The sequence below is a fragment of the Mesorhizobium carmichaelinearum genome (genome assembly GCF_900199455.1).
In the GTDB taxonomy this organism is placed as follows: Bacteria; Pseudomonadota; Alphaproteobacteria; order Rhizobiales; family Rhizobiaceae; genus Mesorhizobium; species Mesorhizobium carmichaelinearum.
The window spans coordinates 51,855-68,997 of sequence record NZ_FZQR01000026.1; the positions used below are offsets into that span (position 1 = coordinate 51,855).

18 protein-coding genes and 8 pseudogenes are annotated in these 17,143 nt (G+C 60.0%); 19 read left to right on the forward strand and 7 right to left on the reverse strand.

Annotation, left to right across the window (positions count from 1 at the left end):
- The first annotated feature begins 29 nt into the window (after nucleotides 1–29).
- The 7 genes from CKW40_RS34295 to CKW40_RS34325 all read left to right on the forward strand — a co-directional run bounded on the left by CKW40_RS34295 (nucleotide 30) and on the right by CKW40_RS34325 (nucleotide 6,345).
- Nucleotides 30–1,229 carry an ABC transporter substrate-binding protein gene (locus CKW40_RS34295; RefSeq protein ID WP_095204147.1) on the forward strand — a complete coding sequence of 400 codons (1,200 nt, stop codon included), beginning with the start codon at nucleotides 30–32 and terminating at the stop codon, nucleotides 1,227–1,229.
- A 63-nt stretch (nucleotides 1,230–1,292) separates the two neighbouring features.
- Nucleotides 1,293–2,159: a branched-chain amino acid ABC transporter permease gene (locus CKW40_RS34300; protein WP_095204148.1), complete on the forward strand. Its 867-nt coding sequence runs from the start codon at nucleotides 1,293–1,295 to the stop codon at nucleotides 2,157–2,159.
- Nucleotides 2,160–2,169: 10 nt separating this feature from the next.
- Nucleotides 2,170–3,144: a branched-chain amino acid ABC transporter permease gene (locus tag CKW40_RS34305; protein WP_439331025.1), complete on the forward strand. Its 975-nt coding sequence runs from the start codon at nucleotides 2,170–2,172 to the stop codon at nucleotides 3,142–3,144.
- Nucleotides 3,145–3,148: 4 nt separating this feature from the next.
- Nucleotides 3,149–3,928 (forward strand): ABC transporter ATP-binding protein, encoded by a 780-nt coding sequence (locus CKW40_RS34310; RefSeq protein WP_095204150.1) that lies wholly within the window; start codon nucleotides 3,149–3,151, stop codon nucleotides 3,926–3,928.
- Nucleotides 3,929–3,930: 2 nt separating this feature from the next.
- The gene (locus CKW40_RS34315; protein WP_095204151.1) at nucleotides 3,931–4,653 is read left to right on the forward strand and encodes an ABC transporter ATP-binding protein; all 723 of its coding nucleotides are present in this window, start codon (nucleotides 3,931–3,933) and stop codon (nucleotides 4,651–4,653) included.
- Between the two features lie 12 nt (nucleotides 4,654–4,665).
- Nucleotides 4,666–5,418: an aspartate/glutamate racemase family protein gene (locus CKW40_RS34320; protein WP_095204166.1), complete on the forward strand. Its 753-nt coding sequence runs from the start codon at nucleotides 4,666–4,668 to the stop codon at nucleotides 5,416–5,418.
- A 216-nt stretch (nucleotides 5,419–5,634) separates the two neighbouring features.
- Nucleotides 5,635–6,345, forward strand: a complete 711-nt coding sequence (locus tag CKW40_RS34325) for a GntR family transcriptional regulator (protein WP_095204152.1) — start codon at nucleotides 5,635–5,637, stop codon at nucleotides 6,343–6,345.
- A gap of 148 nt (nucleotides 6,346–6,493) precedes the next feature.
- On the opposite strand, the gene CKW40_RS34330 is transcribed toward CKW40_RS34325, so the two are convergent.
- The 4 genes and pseudogenes from CKW40_RS34330 to CKW40_RS34345 form a co-directional block, all read right to left on the reverse strand.
- Nucleotides 6,494–7,200 (reverse strand): IS6 family transposase gene (locus tag CKW40_RS34330; RefSeq protein ID WP_095204153.1). Its coding sequence is split into 2 segments (ribosomal slippage): nucleotides 6,494–6,867 and nucleotides 6,867–7,200, totalling 708 coding nucleotides; the frame shifts between segments, so codons are not numbered across the junction.
- Complete coding sequence (locus tag CKW40_RS34335) at nucleotides 7,109–7,465, reverse strand: ATP-dependent DNA ligase (protein WP_179298223.1); 357 nt, start codon at nucleotides 7,463–7,465, stop codon at nucleotides 7,109–7,111. Before CKW40_RS34335 ends, CKW40_RS34330 begins: the two co-directional genes overlap by 92 nt.
- A gap of 394 nt (nucleotides 7,466–7,859) precedes the next feature.
- Nucleotides 7,860–8,160, reverse strand: a pseudogene (locus tag CKW40_RS34340) (Y4lK-related protein).
- Between the two features lie 115 nt (nucleotides 8,161–8,275).
- Nucleotides 8,276–8,650: a multicopper oxidase domain-containing protein gene (locus tag CKW40_RS34345; protein WP_244571397.1), complete on the reverse strand. Its 375-nt coding sequence runs from the start codon at nucleotides 8,648–8,650 to the stop codon at nucleotides 8,276–8,278.
- A gap of 250 nt (nucleotides 8,651–8,900) precedes the next feature.
- Here CKW40_RS34345 and CKW40_RS34350 point away from each other — a divergent pair.
- The 5 genes and pseudogenes from CKW40_RS34350 to CKW40_RS34370 all read left to right on the forward strand — a co-directional run.
- Nucleotides 8,901–9,280: pseudogene (locus CKW40_RS34350) on the forward strand (ParB/Srx family N-terminal domain-containing protein); the annotation flags it as partial.
- Nucleotides 9,281–9,350: 70 nt separating this feature from the next.
- Entirely contained in the window at nucleotides 9,351–9,761 is a 411-nt protein-coding gene (locus CKW40_RS34355) for a response regulator (RefSeq protein WP_095204155.1), read from the forward strand.
- Between the two features lie 332 nt (nucleotides 9,762–10,093).
- Complete coding sequence (locus tag CKW40_RS34360) at nucleotides 10,094–10,537, forward strand: Xre family toxin-antitoxin system antitoxin (protein ID WP_095204156.1); 444 nt, start codon at nucleotides 10,094–10,096, stop codon at nucleotides 10,535–10,537.
- Nucleotides 10,537–10,998, forward strand: coding sequence for an RES family NAD+ phosphorylase (locus tag CKW40_RS34365; RefSeq protein WP_095204157.1), 462 nt, complete (start codon nucleotides 10,537–10,539; stop codon nucleotides 10,996–10,998). The genes CKW40_RS34360 and CKW40_RS34365 overlap by 1 nt, the downstream gene beginning before the upstream one ends.
- A gap of 68 nt (nucleotides 10,999–11,066) precedes the next feature.
- Nucleotides 11,067–11,752: pseudogene (locus CKW40_RS34370) on the forward strand (DUF1403 family protein); the annotation flags it as partial.
- Here CKW40_RS34370 and CKW40_RS34375 read toward each other — a convergent pair.
- Nucleotides 11,753–12,450 (reverse strand): IS6 family transposase gene (locus CKW40_RS34375; protein WP_179298224.1). Its coding sequence is split into 2 segments (ribosomal slippage): nucleotides 11,753–12,003 and nucleotides 12,003–12,450, totalling 699 coding nucleotides; the frame shifts between segments, so codons are not numbered across the junction.
- Nucleotides 12,451–12,525: 75 nt separating this feature from the next.
- Between CKW40_RS34375 and CKW40_RS46035 the strand changes: the two are divergent.
- From CKW40_RS46035 to CKW40_RS34385, 3 genes and pseudogenes are all read left to right on the forward strand, one after another.
- Nucleotides 12,526–12,714, forward strand: a pseudogene (locus tag CKW40_RS46035) (hypothetical protein); the annotation flags it as partial.
- 27 nt (nucleotides 12,715–12,741) lie between these two features.
- Nucleotides 12,742–12,924 carry a hypothetical protein gene (locus CKW40_RS46040; RefSeq protein ID WP_143748424.1) on the forward strand — a complete coding sequence of 61 codons (183 nt, stop codon included), beginning with the start codon at nucleotides 12,742–12,744 and terminating at the stop codon, nucleotides 12,922–12,924.
- 45 nt (nucleotides 12,925–12,969) lie between these two features.
- Nucleotides 12,970–13,239, forward strand: a pseudogene (locus tag CKW40_RS34385) (SDR family oxidoreductase); the annotation flags it as partial.
- Nucleotides 13,240–13,410: 171 nt separating this feature from the next.
- Here CKW40_RS34385 and CKW40_RS34390 read toward each other — a convergent pair.
- Nucleotides 13,411–13,590, reverse strand: a pseudogene (locus CKW40_RS34390) (IS110 family RNA-guided transposase); the annotation flags it as partial.
- A gap of 154 nt (nucleotides 13,591–13,744) precedes the next feature.
- Here CKW40_RS34390 and CKW40_RS34395 point away from each other — a divergent pair.
- A pseudogene (locus CKW40_RS34395) lies at nucleotides 13,745–13,840 on the forward strand (IS5/IS1182 family transposase); the annotation flags it as partial.
- Between the two features lie 563 nt (nucleotides 13,841–14,403).
- Here the strand turns inward: CKW40_RS34395 and CKW40_RS34405 are convergent.
- On the reverse strand, nucleotides 14,404–15,198 hold the full coding sequence (locus CKW40_RS34405; protein ID WP_095204168.1) for a PRC-barrel domain-containing protein: 795 nt from the start codon (nucleotides 15,196–15,198) through the stop codon (nucleotides 14,404–14,406).
- A 464-nt stretch (nucleotides 15,199–15,662) separates the two neighbouring features.
- On the opposite strand from CKW40_RS34405, the pseudogene CKW40_RS34410 reads away from it, so the two are divergent.
- From CKW40_RS34410 to tnpB, 3 genes and pseudogenes are all read left to right on the forward strand, one after another.
- A pseudogene (locus CKW40_RS34410) lies at nucleotides 15,663–15,776 on the forward strand (IS5/IS1182 family transposase); the annotation flags it as partial.
- A 713-nt stretch (nucleotides 15,777–16,489) separates the two neighbouring features.
- Nucleotides 16,490–16,921: an IS66-like element accessory protein TnpA gene (tnpA, locus tag CKW40_RS34415; RefSeq protein WP_095204160.1), complete on the forward strand. Its 432-nt coding sequence runs from the start codon at nucleotides 16,490–16,492 to the stop codon at nucleotides 16,919–16,921.
- Nucleotides 16,918–17,143 (forward strand): IS66 family insertion sequence element accessory protein TnpB (gene tnpB, locus CKW40_RS34420; protein WP_143748425.1); only part of this gene is annotated, 226 nt, incomplete at its 3' end. The genes tnpA and tnpB, both read left to right, overlap by 4 nt.

Below are 17,143 nucleotides of genomic sequence, written 5' to 3' on the forward strand. Positions count from 1 at the left end.
GCCGACGGATGCAAAAAATGGGGAGTGAGATGATCAACAGACGCTCGACATTGAAATCGCTGGCGCTCGGCGCCGTTTCGGTCCTAGCAATCGCGGCCGGAGGCACTCTTTCCGCTCAGGCCGAGAACAAGGAACTCAAGATCGGCTTCGTCGGCGTGACCAGTGGTCCCGCCGCGGCCTGGGGCACGTCCAACGTGCGCTCGATGCAGACGCGTGCCGACTGGATCAACGAAACCGGCGGTGTAAAGATAGGCGGCGATACCTACAACATCACCATTGTCACCTTCGACGACCAGAAGGATCCCAAGCGCGCCATCGCAGGCATGGAAAAGATGGCCCAGGAAGGCATCCACTATGTCGTCGGGCCGAATGTCGACGACGGCGCGGCAGCCGTCCGCCCGGTGGCTGAATCCAAGGGAATCATCTATTTCCCCTACGCTTTCCCAAAGTCGCTCTATGTCGCCCCGGCTTCGAATGCCGTGCTCGGCATGGTCGCCAATTATCAGTCCGGGCCGGCGATTTACAAATATTTGATGAAAAACAAGGGCGTGAAGAAGGTCGCCTTCATCGCCGCCAATGAATCCGACCCGCTCAGCCAGCGCGACAGCGGCGTCGCCGCTGCCAAGGCACTCGGTCTCGAAGTGGTCGCCGAGACCGACACCTACCAGAACGACACCCGCGACTTCACGCCGGTGCTGACGCCGATCGTCCAGCTCAAGCCCGATCTGCTCGTCCTGTCCGGCGTCGCGCCTGCCAACGCCCCACTGCTGATCCGAGCAGCGCGCGAACTCGGCTATCAAGGTCTGATCTCGGCCGAGACAGCACAAGATGCAACTGTGCTGCAGGAAGGGGCCGGCGAACTCGCCAACGGCTTTATCTCGGTCGGCGGCGCCTCGACACCCGAAATCCGCACGCCGATGATGAAGGAATTCATCGATCGCTACACCAAGAAGTTCGGCGAATACAACGATGAGTCCAACACCAAGGTCTATGCGCTCGAGTACATCATCGAAACGCTGAAGGCGAACCCGAAGGCGATCGACAATGTCGACGAGTTCAAGAAGACAATGGATACTTTTTCGGCGCCCAATCCGTTTGCCAAGGGCAGCACGCTGAAATATGTCGGCATGACTTCCTTTGGCCAGAAGCGGCAGGTTTCGGTGCCGATGGTGGTGACCGAGTTCAAGGACGGGGCATTCCAAACCCTCTTCGTCGGCGAAGTGGACTAGCTCGCTTATACTTCAACAGAGGTTCGGAATATTCTGAACCTCTCGCTGATCGGGTTTGCCGTCATGGAACAGGTGATCGCCAACGGGCTCTATCTCGGAGCTCAGTACGCGTTGATTGCGCTCGGTCTGACGCTAATCTTCGCGCTGATGAACGTGCTCAACTTCGCGCACGGCCAGATGTATGTGCTCGGCGGTTTCGTCACATACTCGATCTATGGGCAGCTCAAGCTGCCCTTCGCGCTGGCGCTGGTCTGTTCGGGCGTCACGCTCGCCATCATTGGCGCTCTTATGGAGAAATTCCTCTTCCGGACGGTAATCCGGCGCAGCAAACGGGAGGAAAGCACGATGCTGCTCGCCGCCGCGACGGCGTTCTTCCTCGATGCCGTCATTCTTCTGTTGTTCGGCGAGAAACAGCGCGGCGTGCCGAAGATCGTCAGCGGCGTCTTCGTTTCCGACTGGGTGATCCTGCCTTATGACAGGATCGTTGTCGGCGTGATCGCCATCCTGATGATAGCCGCCTTCGTGCTCTACATGCAGTACAGCAAGCCTGGCCGCGCCATGCGGGCCCTGGCGCAGGACCGCATCGCCGCACAGCTGATGGGCGTTAAGGTTGATCGCTATTCGATGATCGGTTTCGCGCTCGGGGCAATGCTCGCCGGCGTCGTCGGCGGGCTGCTTGTCAGCATCACGGGTGTAAATTCCGGTATCGGCGGGCCGATCTCGATCAAGGCCTTCCTGATGGTAATGATCGGCGGCGCTGGCGTCGTTGGCGGCGCCATTGCCGGCGGCTTTATCCTCGGCATGATGGAGTCCGTCGGTCTGACCGTGTTGCGCGAATATGGCGACGTCACCTACCTCGTCATCTTCGCGCTGCTTATGGTCTTCCTCAGCATCCGCCCCAACGGGCTGATGGGCAAGCCGTGGGGCTGATGCCATGACAATGTCCCCGATCATCAGGATTGTCTTGGCCGCCCTGTTCCTCCTCGCCTTGCTCGTGGGGGTGCCGCTGCTGATCAACGCCACTGGTCGCACAGATCTCTACTACACACTGACCTCAGTGGCGCTGCTCAGCATCATCAGTGCTGGCGTGTGGATCACTTTCTATATCGGCCGCATCAACATCGGGCAGGGCGCCTATGCGCTGATCGGCGGCTACGTCTCGGCCATTCTGGTCACGACCTACGGCGTGTCGTTTTGGCTGACGCTGCCGCTGGCCGGCTTATTCTGCGCTTCGGTCAGCGTGCTGATCGGCCTGCCCATCCTGAGGCTGCGTGGTGTCTACTTCGCCATGGTCTCGCTGACGCTGACGGAAGTGGCGCGGCTGCTGGCGTTGGCACTGCCAATCACCAACGGCGCCAGGGGCATCGTTAGCATCCCTCTGCCTGGCAGTATCAGCCTTTTCGGCATAGCGCTCGTTCCCGATTTCGCCACACTGGCCAATCCACGGCTCGCCTTCTATATCGTCGCTATATTGCTGATGGCGCTTTGCTTCGTTGGCCTCCGCCGGCTCGCCCATTCGCGCATCGGCCAGCTGTGCCAGTCGCTGCAGCAGAACGAGGAACTCGCTTCGTCGATCGGCGTCAACATTACCTATCTCCGCGTCGTCGCATACGCCATCTCCTCCTTCCTCGGCGGTGTGGGCGGCGCCATGTTCGCCTCCATCTCACAGTCGATCTATCCTTCGAGTTTCACTGTCGCGGATTCCGTCAACTTCATGCTGAACTGCTTCCTCGGCGGGCTGGCCTATGTGCTGGGGCCGATGCTTGGAACCTTCGTCCTCTATTTCGGCTGGGACGTGTTATTCCAGACCGGCGAATTCCAGCTCTTGATCTTCTCGACCGTGCTGATCGTGCTGATCCTGGTCCTGCCCAACGGCCTGATGAGCCTGACTCTGCCTGGCAAGAGGAGCGCCTGACGCCATGGCCGACATCCTCGAAATCGTCGGGCTCACCAAGCGCTTCGGCGGCCTCGTCGCGGTCAGCAACGTTTCCTTCGTGGTGCGCGAGCGTGAGATCCTTTCGGTGATCGGCCCTAACGGCGCCGGCAAGTCGACGCTGTTCAAGCTGATCGCCTCCTTCCTTCGGCCGACCGAAGGCGAAGTGCGATTCAAGGGCGAACGGATCTCAGGGCTCGCGCCGCACATCACTGCGCGCAAAGGCGTGGTGCGAACTTTCCAGGAAACGACAATCTTCAAGAACATGACGGTGCGAGACAACGTCGTAACTGCCCACCATCTGCGGTCGCGCGCCAGTCTGGCCGGCTTCTATTTCGGCAGCGCCACGGCACGAAACGATCTGGAGGCGTTCGGCAATTCGGCGGACGAGATCCTTGCGTTCCTCGGCCTTGCGCCGATGCGCGACGAGATCGCCAGCACCTTGCCCCACGGCCATCTGCGTGCGCTCGGCATCGCCATCGGGCTCGCCACAGATCCATCGGTCATCCTGCTCGATGAGCCTTTCGCCGGCATGAATCACGATGAAACCAAGCGCGCCGTCGAGATCGTGCGGAAGTTGCGCGAACGGGGCGTCACGGTGCTCCTGGTTGAACACGATATGGCAGCGGTGATGAACATCTCCGACCGCATCGTCGTGCTCAACTTCGGCCAGAGGATTGCCGAGGGCACACCAGCCGATATCCAACGGAATCCCAAGGTTATCGAGGCCTATCTCGGTGCCGAAGACGAATCGATTGGATTGTAGCCATGGATCCGCTGCTCAGATTCGACGACGTCGAACTCTATTACGACCATGTTTACGCCCTGAAGGGCGTATCGCTCGAGGTGCGGGAAGGCGAGACCGTCGCGCTTATCGGCGCCAACGGGGCAGGCAAGACGTCGATCCTGCGCGCCATCACCGGCCTGCGGAAGATTCGCAAGGGCGAGATCAGCTACCGCGGCAAACGCATCGACGGCACAGCGCCTGACGAGATCGTGCGCATGGGCATCTCCATGGTCCCGGAGGGGCGTCGAGTCTTCCCCTTCATGACCGTGCGCGACAATCTCCTGATGGGCGCCTTCACTCGAAACGACAAGGGCGAGATCCAGCAGAGCATCGACATGGTGCTTACGCGCTTTCCGCGTCTCAAGGAGCGCTATTCGCAGCAGGCCGGAACGATGAGTGGCGGAGAGCAGCAGATGCTCGTCATCGGCCGGGCGCTGATGGCGCGGCCGCGACTGTTGTTGCTCGATGAGCCTTCGCTCGGCATTGCCCCAAAGTTGGTGCAGGACATCGCGCGCTCGATCGTAGCGATCAATCGTGACGAAAAGGTCAGCGTGCTGCTTGTCGAGCAGAACTCTCGCATGGCGCTGCGCATTTCTCAGCGCGCCTATGCGCTGAGCACCGGCAAGGTGGTGCTCAGCGGAAATTCGGCCGAGATGCTGACCGACGAGCGGGTCACGCATCTCTATCTCGGCGGCAAAGTCTAGGTGGGCCCGGGCATGCGCATCCTCGTCATAAATCCCAACACCACGGCCTCGATGACCGACAAGATCGGCAAGGCGGCCGAAGCCGCGGCATCGGCCGGAACGGAGATCGTCGCGGTGAACCCGAAAGACGGTCCGCCGAGCATCGAGGGCTATTTCGACGAGGTCTTCGTGGTCCCGGGCATCATCGCTGAGATGGCCAGGGCAGGTGAGATGGACGCCTATGTCATCGCCTGTTTCGACGACACAGGGCTTGACGCGGCGCGCTGCGCCACCGAAGCCCCGGTGATCGGCATCGGCGAAGCCGCGTTCCATCTTGCCACACTGATCGCCGGCAAGTTCAGCGTCGTCACCACGCTCGGCCGCTCGGTGCCGGCCATCGAGCACAATCTGCTCAAATATGGGCTGTCCACGCGCTGCGCCAAAGTCAGGGCGTCGGATGTGGCCGTGCTCGACCTCGAACTGCCGGGTTCGGACGCCCGCCGCAAGGTCTCGGCTGAGATTGCCCGGGCGGTCGCTGAGGACAAGGCGGAGGCGATCGTGCTCGGCTGCGCCGGCATGGCCGACCTTGCCGGCCAGCTTTCGCGCGAGCACGGGGTGCCCGTGCTCGACGGCGTCGCCTGTGCAGTCAAGCTCGCCGAAATCGTCTCCGCCCTCGGTCTCAGGACGTCCAAGGTCGGCGGTTATGCCACGCCGCTCACAAAACGTTTCGCGGGATTCTACGCACCGCTTTCTCCGGGTGGTGAGAAGCGAGCTGGCGCAGTCTAGCCGTTTGATCCTGGAGTTGGTGGCGAATTATTTTCCATTAGATGGAAGGAGGCAATATGGACCGGTTCAATATGGCAGCGCCACTTGGCTGGCACGGGCATGCACTTAAGTGGATTGACCGGGAAGCAAGCAGCCTGAGATTCCACGGGGCTCGATCGGATGCGTAGAGGCGTTTCCAGACGGCGAGCCGGGCAATAGGCAAGTTTGTCAGAAGCAATGAACATATTGTCCGCACTCAGGCCCGATAATGATAGCGACAAGCCAGCCGCGCGCTGGTCGCCGATTTATCATGGTCTCAGGGATGCCATCGTAGGCCACCGCCTCGCTCCGGGCACGAAGCTGCCAGAGGACGAACTGGCGTCGATCTATTCGGTCAGTCGCACCGTGATCCGCGCCGCCCTCCAGGCGCTGGCCCACGATCGACTGGCGCGGCTCGAGCCCAATCGAGGCGCCTTTGTTGCCCAGCCCTCACCCAAGGAGGCGCGCGAGGTCTTCGAGGCGCGGGCATTGATCGAACCCAAGGTGGCCACACTTGCCGCCGAAGTGGCCACACCCGAGGATGTGCTTCTTCTGCGTCGTCATCTCGAAATGGAGCATGAAGCGCTGCACGCCGGCCGCGACAGCGACGCGATCATGCTGTCGGCACGTTTCCACGTCGGCATCGCCGAAATTGCCGACCATTCCATTCTGACCAACTTCGTTCGCGATCTTGTTTCTCATTCCTCGCTGATCATTGCGCTATACTGGAAGCGTCGCGACACGACCTGCGAGTGCCACGCTCACCACGCTTTGACCGACGCGATCGAGGCCGGTGAGCCGACCAAGGCGGCCGAGCTTATGAAGGACCATATGCTCGATCTGTTGTCCGGCCTTGACCTTGAGCGTACGGGGCAGAAGCCGGGAAGCCTCGCCGATATCTTGCGGTGATTGGTAGCCCGCAGGCGGTGCTGAGGTGATGTGGGCAATACAACTGCAAGCCCTCGCCGCCACCGGCTCTGTCGCAAAGAGGGGTCGGAACAAGGGTTGTGTTGCAAAGTTTTTTCTGCGTCATGGAGGTTTTCGAGACCGGCCGCTGTCATGCCGCCAGTATGGCGAACTGCTTGGCCAGGGAGAGATTTGGATTGAACGCATACCTTGCCTGTCGCTTGCGCATCATGTGAAGCATTTCGATCCCGGACAGGATGATGCTGGCGGTGGCCGGCGACTTGAAGGCCAGCATCAGCCGCACACGGCGCTTGATGCGCCGGTGGTCTTGCTCGATCCTGTTGTTCAAGTATCTACTTTTCCTGATCGTGATCGGTTTCAGCCAGCGTCGGGAACGATCCTGCAATCGATTTGCCACATCGCAGGAAGTGATGGCTTCGTGATTGGTCTGGCTGCCGTCGATGACGATGCGATCGGGCCGGCCGAGGCGGTCCAGCGCTTTCCTGAAGAAGCGCTTAGCCGCAGGAGGTCGCGATGCTCGCTGAACCAAAATTCGACCGTGTCGCCGACACTGTCGATGGCGCGGTAGAGATACATCCACTCACCGCGAACCTTGATGTAGGTTTCGTCGACATGCCATTTGCCGGTGATGGCACGCTTGCGGCGGTTGAAGCGCTCTAGCAACCGCGGCGCGAAATGAATGACCCAGCGATGGATCGTCGAATGATCTACGCCGATGCCGCGTTCGGCCATCATTTCTTTCAAGTCATGCAGGCTCAGATTGTAGGCCAGATACCAGCGCACGCATAACAATAGAAAAGTGCGACAAGCCCTTGTCGTCGGCGACGAACGCCTCACCGTCTATTATCGCGTCCCTGGTGTCGAGCTCGGCCACCGCCGCAACGATGGTCGGAAACTTGACGGTCCAGTCGTGGAGGTTGCGGGTAAGGACCTTGCCTCTGTCGAGATAGACGCCGATCCGATAGCCGTCCCATTTGATCTCGTGCAGCCAATCAGGGCCCTGTGGGACGCGATCGACGAGCGTCGGAAGGAAGGGCGGGATTACGCCGGCGGCGATACTTGGCCGGTCACGGGCGCTGGCGGTACGGCGCGCGCATTTCATGAAGCGTTCCGATCCCATGATCTGAAAAGCGAGAACGTTACGCGGCCGTCATCCCATACCTTCAACCCCATCGACCTTAATCGTCAGACGATCGCCCGGCTCGATCTTGGAAGGCGGCATCAGTGTATCGAGCAGATAACACCGGCAAACATCGAGCCGGTGCGGTTAAACAAGCGAATTGCCGCCAATGTTCGGGATCAGCCATGGTGTCGCCCCAGCTGTTGCCGTGCTTCGCCCTGGCAACGGCAAGCTCGCGCCTGATCTCGCACCTTACCGCAGTCTCGTTCACTTCGAGAGAATACAGCGGTCAAATTTGTTCCAGCACCTTAACCGCAAGAGGCAGTGGCTGGAGTCTTCTCTCACAGAATGGCGGAGAAGGGTGCCGCCGGCGCTTTCAGTGATGAGTTCTCGTATTCTCCGACCAGTGCGTCGCCAGCGAGCCGGGTTCCAGATACCGGCCGATCGATCGTAGATGGGCAACGATTTCCAGCCTGAGGAAATCGCGATCGCCGTAAGTCTCTTCGATCTTCTTTAATCGGCATGACGACTTCCCGTTCTGTCGGCGTCAGGTCGACGTCCCCGAGCACATATCCGTGATGGCCGATGGCGCAGATGTCGCAGCCTGCCTTGATGATCGCATCGACAAACGCAGGAATCTCGCTCGCCTTCATGAGCCGCTTGTTACTTGCCGCCATGCATGTCACTCCCGTTTGCAACGTGAACAGCAGCAGAGAATGAGGGCGCGGCTGGCGCCGCGCCGTCATAGCCGCTGCCGTCTTCGTCGAACTCTTTCGTCTTCAGATGGTAAGCTCAGAATAGCTTGAAGCGTGAGCCCATCAAAGCTCGCCATTGCGCCGCGCCGCGCGCGACGTTGACCGTGTCCTTCCAGGCCAGGTAGGGCGGTTTCGAGACCTTGCTGTCGCGTTCATGCTCTACCACCTGGAACTGCGTCCCGTGCACATGGAACGGATGGTCCATGTCCGCCTTGTTGACGATTTCCCAGAGTTCGACCTGTCCTGCCTTGGCGACGATATCGACGCGGTTCATATCGAAGGCGACGCCGTTGATCAGGAACCCCATCTCCATGCCGTTGGCGTTCATGACCATGATTTCGGTGAACACGAACCGCCTGCTGACGGCAGGAGCGCCGAGCCGCGCGATCGGCCGAAGCTCATCTTCTTCCATCACAAGGTGTCCACCTATTTTGGTGGACACTTTGCATCAGAGCACTCAACAGCAAAAGGTGCGTAGAAATTCGCGCTTACTGCCGATCGCATCCGGACCCCACGCCGGTTCACAACGGCGGCCATTTTGGCCGACAGGACGAAGCGATCTGTGGACCGCGTGCGGCAGGCCGATTCTAGACTTGAGGTCCGCGCGAGGACAATCGCGCCATCGTCAGCGCCGTGTCACAGACAGAAAGGCGGCAGATTTGATACCCGGTGCCCCCGATACTGAATCGCTTGCTATTCAGAACGTCACGCTGTCGTCGTCGCGCGACATTCCTTTCAACAAGCTGGTTCTGTCCCAGTCCAATACCCGGCGCATCAAGGCCGGGGTCACCATCGAAGAACTGGCCGAGGACATTGCGCGCCGCACTCTGCTTCAGAGCCTCAGCGTTCGCGCTGTCGTCAATGTATGGTATCGAGACCGGCATGTTCGAAATCCCCGCCGGCGGACGTCGCTACCGGGCGCTCGAACTGCTGATCAAGCAGAAACGCCTCGCCAGGACAGCACAGGTGCCCTGCGTCATCTGCGAGGCCGGCATCGGCGAGGAGGCTTGCCGAAAACATCCAGCGCGCGTCACTGCAACCAAATTGGCCTTTCACTCGTTTGTCACCTTCGAGGTAGTTTGCCTTAAGGCCCGGCGCATGGATCAGTATACATGACTTCTTGTGTCGTCCTGCTTGTGGAAGATGAGTCCATCGTCTTGCTGGATGTTGAAAACTCCCTGATCGAGGCAGGATTTGAGGTAGTCCCTGCGGTCAATGGATCAACGGCGATAGCGGCTTTTGATCGCGAGCCGGAGCGCTTCGGGGCGCTCATTTCGGATGTAAGACTTGGCGCGGGGGCCACCGGCTGGGATGTCGCCCGCCACGTAAGAAGTGTCGTTCCAACTTTGCCTGTGATCTACGTGAGCGCGGACGGCGCCGATGACTGGGCGGCCCAAGGTGTGCCAAATAGCATCATGATCACCAAGCCGTTTGTCATGCCGCAGATCATCACCGGGCTTGCAACCCTGCTTAACGAAGGAAGCTCCAGCTTGGCACGGGAGAATGGCTCCCGCGGGCCTTGACGGAGCCAGCGCGGGAAACGAAAGCTATTCGATATCAGGCACGTCGGCGGTCGAAAAACAGCGTCGTCGGCTAGCCGTAGTAGCTGCGACGGAGTAGATCGCCGGTCGATTGGCTTATGAACGCAGCGGTATCCGCGTCTGCTACGAAACGATCTACCGCTTTGCCTACTCGACCGGTGGCCCTATGCGGGCTGTCCAGCCATGGCACCAGCGGAGCGGGCCGATGGTTGTCTGGATGATCGGCCAATCGGATTGTCCTGTTGTGCGGAGCAGCGGCATTGCAATTTCGGCAAGATGCCCTAGATTGTATGGCAGATTGCCGGAGTGAGAATATGGCCACGTCTAACGCAGTGATTGAGGAAGTCGCCCGCAAGTTGGGCGGCGTCACCGTGCTGGGGGCGGATGTTCGCTCACAGGCCGATCTTGCGACGGTCGTGCGACGCCGGCTTCCGCTCGCCACACTGAAGGGGCTGTCACTGGCCGGCATGAGTGAGCAGGAGATCGAGCGTTTCGTTATTCCACAGCGGACCCGTCGACATCGCGCCGAGAAGAATCAGCCGCTGACAATTGAGGAGTCCGACCGGGCGGTGCGCCTCATCCGCATCCAGTCGCTGGCGGAAGAAATGTTTGGCGATGCCGGCAAGGCAAACCGCTGGCTGCGCAAGGAGTTGACCGAACTCGGCAATGAGACCCCACTGACGGTTGCGCAGACAGAAGCCGGCGCGCGCGTCATTGAAACGATCCTTGGCAAGATCGCTTGGGGTGCAGCCGCCTGATGCGGCTCTGGCGACTTTCGAGCCTGCATTTCGCGGAGGCTTTCGACGGCGGCTACGGCCTGCGCTTCGATGGCAGGTGGAACACGGTGGGACGTCCCGTGACGTACGCCGCGACGTCACCATCACTGTGCGTTCTCGAAAAGCTCGTACATGTTGAGAACCCGGAGCTGCTGCCGGCACTCGCGATGGTGACTTATGAGGTGTCCAATGAGATGCCCATTGAACGCCGCACTCTCGCGGATCTTCCCCAGGACTGGCGTCGGCGGGAGGCGGAAACGCAGCGGACCGGAGATGAGTGGCTCGCGAGCAATCAGGCGGCTATTTTGTTTATTCCGTCTGCAATCGTTCCGATTGCGGATAGTCCCGACCAGAATGTGATCATCAACCACCTGCATCCGGCGGCGACTACGATCCGTATCGAGCGGATCGAGACCTTCGATCTGGATGTGCGGTTGCTATAGAGCGCACCAAATAGAGCGTATATTTCAACTGCTTCGCTAGTTCCATAAGATCTGGGCGACAATGTCGGCCCGCCGGTCATTTGCTCCTCGCCTGGCGCCGGGTGGCATCCCGGCCCGTGGAGGAGCTGCTAACCGAGGCGAGCATCGCCAGGGTTTTGGAGGATCTTGGCCATGCCCGGCACGGCGAGGCGGTCAGCGATCTGGCCGATGACCTTCGACAGCTCTCGTCGGCCGAAGGGCCGGTTGGAGCATTGACCGGTGCCATCGCGAGCGCCGAGCGCCGCGGTTTTGGGCGCGCCCTCGGCGCTTGGCTCGCCGATGCCTTGCTGGCGCAACGGCTGGCTGGGCCCATGCGGTAACCGCTGCTTGGTGCCGAGGCGACCTTGGGCACAAGCGCTCGCTCGCGTCGATCCAGTTCTGTGGCGGCAAACATTGAGACAGACCCTGGGCGTGCGAAGTGGCTGCTTGCCGCGCAGGCGCGCGCTGCGTTGCGCGCCCTCGATCTTTCCGCCGAGCTCGAGCGCCGTGCCGATCGGCTAGTCGCTGTCGCTCCAAAACTCAGGGCAAAGGCGGCGGACGCCGTCGTCGCAAGGCTGTTAACCGACACGCGATCGTGGCATCGGAAAAGATCGCTGGAATGAGCGATCGCGGATTGCGCCGCCTGTTCGACCGGCTGGTCGAGCTCGGCGCCGTCCGCGAGGGATCTGTCGCAAATCGTGATTTCGGTCACCACGCGACGCTTTCGCGCCAATGATCAGGCGGCAAGGATCGCGAACTGCTCGGCAATTGAGGGGCATGGATTGTACGCAAACCTTGCCTGCCGTTTGCGCATCATGTGAACCATCTCGATGCCGGAGAGAATGACCTCTGCGCTCGCCTTCGATTTGAAGCCGAGCATGGAGCGGATGCGGCGCTTGACGCGCCGATGGTCCTGCTCGATCCGATTGTTGAGATACTTGCTCTTGCGGATGCGGATTGGTTTCAGTGAGCACCGCGTTCGATCCGCAAACGGTGTTCAGCATCGCAGGAAATGATCGCCTCGTGATTTGTCTGGCTGCCGTCGATGACAATGCGATCCGGTCGACCGTGGCGCTCCAACGCCGTCTGGAGGAAGCGTTTTGCGGCCGCCAGGTCACGGTTTTCGCTGAAGAAGAATTCGACCGTATCGCCGACGCTGTCGATGGCGCGATAGAGGTACGTCCACTGGCCGCGAACCTTGATATACGTCTCGTCCATATGCCACTTGCCGGTAACGGCACGCTTGCGCCGGTTGAAACATTCCAGCAGCCGAGGCGAGAAGTGGGCGACCCAGCGATGCACGGTGGAGTGATCGACGTTCAGGCCGCGTTCGGCCATCATCTCTTCCAGATCGCGCAGGCTCAGATTGTAGGCCAGATACCAGCGTACGCACAGCAGGATCACGGATCGATCGAAATGGCGGCCTTTGAACATGAGCAACTCCTGGAAAGAAGGAGAAGGTGTCATGCACCAATCACCGTTCCGAAAAGTTTGCGACAGAACCCGTCCGTCAGGTACAATTTTTGCCGAGTTCACAAGACGCTTCGCATGTCGCCAGCTATGGCCGCTGGCGTGTCTGACACTCTTCGCGATGTCGAATGGATCGTCGGCTTGATCGACGCCCGCGCCGAAGCCCCGAAGCGACCCGTAATCTACAAGAAAAAGCCCCGGCCTTGTGAAGCTGCCAAATGGAGCTAGGTGCCCGGATGTGCTATGATTCGGCATATGGGGAAGAAGGCGAAGCTTAGGGTTAAACATGCCGTTGAAGTGCCCGTAGAAGGCGAGCTTGCTGCGGAAGCCGCCTACTATGCCCGCAAGTGCGGCATCACCATTGCCGAGGCTGCCAAGATCATTCGGGAAGCCCAAGCGCCCTATCTCTCGATAGTCCGCAAGGACAAGGCCAAATAGCTCACCGCTCCATAAGGCCGCCAATTTCAAACTGATGCACTACCACTCGATTTGATCCACCACGGCATCAACGTCAATGCCATCGCTCCTGGGGTCGTTGATACGCCCATGTGGGACGTGGTGGATGCCAAGCTCGGCGCGGCCGAGGGGCTGGCGCCCGGCGAGGTCAAGCGCCGCGTAGCCGCGGCAGTTCCGGCAGGTCGCTTTGGGACACCCTCCGAGCAAGCCGCAATGGCGGCATTCCTGGCGGGACCCGACGCCGGGTACATTGTTGCGCAATGCTACAACGTCGATGGTGGCAACGTGATGAGTTGACATTATCCGGGTTCGGCAAGGCAAGGGTGGACGGACAGCGACGCGGCTGCGCTTGGTCGCGGCCTCAGGTGTCACCGTCAAGGGTGGCGTCGCCTTAACTTTTCTGGAGGAGCGAATTTGTATGAATGGGTATGATCAACCGTGCCTCATCCTCCCGCGACGTCCTCTACCTTCGGTGAGCTCGCGGATTCGCTCCTCAAACTTGACCGCACCGAGCTCCTTGAGACCGAAGTTGCGCAACAGCCCGCGGATGTCGTTCTCGATGGCAATCGCCTTGTCCGTTAAGAGCTTGCGCGCCGTCAGCAGCGCCCGGCGCTTCTGGCTCGTCAGGGTCTTAACATGCACCGGGCGTGCCCATTTCGTGACGATGCAAATAGCGGTCTCCTGAACCCGTCCGGCCCGATGCAGAGGCCGCATGGACTTTTTGTGCCTCCAGACCTCACAGAAGCCTCCAGGTTCCCACGGACTGGTAAACAGATTCAACGCTGACTTTTGGAGGTCAGCGATGGATTGCGATGCGCTTCAGGACGAGCAGTGGGAACGGATCAAGGGTGTTGTGTCTGGTGGCACGAAAGGCAATCGCGGCCCGCGCACGGACAACTGAAAGTTCCTCAACGCGCTGTCGTGGATCGCGCGATCGGCGGACGTAGCGGCAGGTCGGGCAGCTTCACCGGACGGGGTCGCTCGGTGTCATTCCCAGCAGCTTCAAAGCGTTCGCGAGCATCCGGATTCCTGTGTTTCTTGTTGGCGCAGAACCTGTTGCCCTTCATTTATTCCCAGATGTTGGAATAGCATCCGGATCAGGGTTTCTCGACCGTCTCGTCAACGGCTCTTGCGGTGGATTTGACATCCTTGCCGACGCCGCGGACCGTATTGGCGCAAGCCGAAAGAGCCAGCGCGCAAGCAAGAATAGCGATGGGCGCAGTGCGCAATAGTTTCATAAATGTATCTCCCTCGTGAACGGCTAGATCGCGTGAAACGAGAATCGTCTAGACTGGTTCCATCGGAATCGAGAAAAACACCAATCCGGTCAGAAATACCGCCCAAGCGAGAGAAGGCGCGGATTGATGAGCCGGACTGACGCGATATGACCGAGCTTTCAGACCGTTGGGCCATCCATCCCAGGAAGGTTAGCGAGCCGGCACGAGGGCTTGGTTCGATCGTTCACTTAGCGTCGGTCTTGCCTTGCGGACCTGCCGGAGCGCTGTTCCCAACCGGGTCTGGAATCAGCTTCTGGAAGATCGCATCGTTCTTCGCCCGCCATGCTTCATCAGCAAGCCACAGATATTCCTGGTCCGGCATCAACGGAACGGCTTTGACGTCAGCGCTGGAGATGCGCAGGTAGAAGCTGGTCCTCTCCTGGTTGACCTGCAAGTAGCGGAGAGGAACGACGATGCTGTCCTTGCCTGCGATGAAGAACCCGCCAGAGGCAACGACCGCGTAATCCCACCGGTCCTTTGTACCGATCACAACATTTCGAACTTCGCCAACGATCTTGTCATCCGAACTGCGAACCTCGGAGCCGACAATCTCGTCGACACGCAGGCCGGGTCCAAGGTCGTCGAGATTGATGAGAGGACGTGCGCCTGGAGCATCTCGATTGCCTTGGACTTCACCACCTTGATGCTGCTGTGGCTCGCCCGCGGCCAACTGTTCATCGGCAAGGTCCTCATCATTACCCCCCAGATTTGCCATTGATGGCGCGGCAATCAGTTGACGGATATTGGCGAGCACGCGCTCGCAATCGTCGTGCAAGCCGTATGTCCACAAAACGAACGCGGCATCCCTGAGGGTTCGCAGGTCACGAACGAGGTATCTATTTTCCGGCTTCCGCAACTCCGGGCTCTTGAGGACCGCCTCTTCGAGTTTTGCATCGGAAATGTTGCAGACAGCGAACGCCGGTCCAATACCAAGCGCGCAGAACAACGCCAACGGCGCCGCGATCCTGACCAATTGCATAATAGCTCCCCTATAGGCGGCTCCTTGCTTTGACTTCGTGTCGAGCACGCCAATCGGGTGGAAATGTACCGCGGAACATTTGTACCAGCACGGTTCAATCGCCCGCGGGCATTTTGGTTCCAGCGGCTTACGACGTTTGATGGACGGAAAGAACCGCCGTTCTTAGTGCGTCAAGCGTGCCGCAGGAGGCCGCCAGAGCGGATGGATCCCTGGGCTGTGGATACGCGTTGAAACGCAACCCCATCGAAAAGGCTACTATAGTCTTGATTGCACTCGCATTTTTGTCAAACAGGTAGGGTCCCGGCTGATGCCGATCATGACCCTGGCAAGCGGTTATAATCACAGCAATATCAACCCGCTATTCGAAGCCTGCGCGGAGTCAACCTTCGATGCATATTCAAAGCCTGACATCGGCGGTTTTGGAAAATGGCGATACAGTCGTCGCACCCCGTTCGCTGAGATTGACGGGTAGGTGCCGTAGGCTGGCCAAGGACTTCGAGCGATCCATCGAATCCGCTCAGGCCTGGGTCCTCATCGCAAACATCCGCATGCTTACCCGACGGCTCGCAAGGGCCTGAAAACACGGCGGTCATTCCGATTCAGACACTCAAACAGGCAGGGTCCCGGCTCATGCCGATCGTGACTCTGCCAGACGGTTAGAAATCACAGCAATGTCAGCCGGTTATGCGAAGCCTGCGCGGGATCAACCTTCGATGGATATTCACAATGCGGCACGCTGTAGCCCAGCCGAGAGGCGGAGAGACTGGAAGCCTTCCGGAGATGCTGCTCGCTATCCCAAGTGTAGATGCCGGCAGCCCCTCAGCGGGGAGATGTGCTTCAACAGCGGATCTGCTCACGCTGGTGAGCTCGATTCGCTCAAAGAGAAAATCTCGGGCTGCTTGGTCATTCCGGTCGACATTACCGAGGCGCCATTCACCGTGACTTTGAGGTCAGCCTGGAAAAAACCACAAAAGTCGAGACGGCTACTGTGGTTGGATACCTGCCTCATCCCAAAGCCATGGCGAAGGCTGCACCGATCTGGCTCTGAAGGTAAAAAGGTGTTGGCCACCAGGAATCAAAACCAGTCCACACCGGCTCACGCTTTCAATGAGCGGACCGTCATAGCCTTACTCCGCGCGCTGCGCGCCGTTCTTCGAGAGCGAGCCGCCGGCCGCCGGCCTCTTTTTCGCCGCCACACCATGCTTACTGTAAGCGCCACGCCGCTCCCCTCGTGCGGCGCATGAGGTGAATGTGCCAAGAATCCCCCGATCGCGAGAGACGGAGGGGCTACATGGGAGCAGACGGCAAAATGGACGTCCATTTGGACGTCCCAACAGCTGGCTACGCAGGCCGGCTGGAGGTTCTGGAAGGTCCAACGGGACGGCGGGTTCGCTCGGAGGCCGACAGAGCCCGGATTGCGGCCGAGAGCCTGATGCCAGGGGTGCAGGTTGCGGCGGTCGCCCGCAAGCATGGCGCGACCCGCTGGCAGATCTACGATTGGCGGCGTCGCCTTCGTCAGGGACAACTGGCACTGCCAGAAAGCATGGCGTCGATGTTCGCGCCGCTGATGGTGGACGACTCATCGGCGCCTCAGCGGAGGATGAGGGCATCGAAATCGACGCCGGCGAAGGTGGAAATCGTGATCGACGACATGGTGATCCGAACGGCGGTTGACCTCGATCAGCTGTCGCAGGTGATCCGAGCGGTGCGGGCCTCGCGATGATTGCACCGGGGGCCGATCTGAAAATCTACGTGGCGACCCGGCCGGTTGACTTCCGGCGCGGCATGGACGGATTGGCATTGGCTGTACAGGAGATGCTCGGCCTCGACCCATACTGCGGGGCGGCCTTCGTCTTCCGGGCCAAAAGGGCTGATAGGATCAAGATTTTGGTCTGGGATCGCACCGGCCTTGTGCTCGTTCACAAGCGGCTCGAGGGCTCGAAGT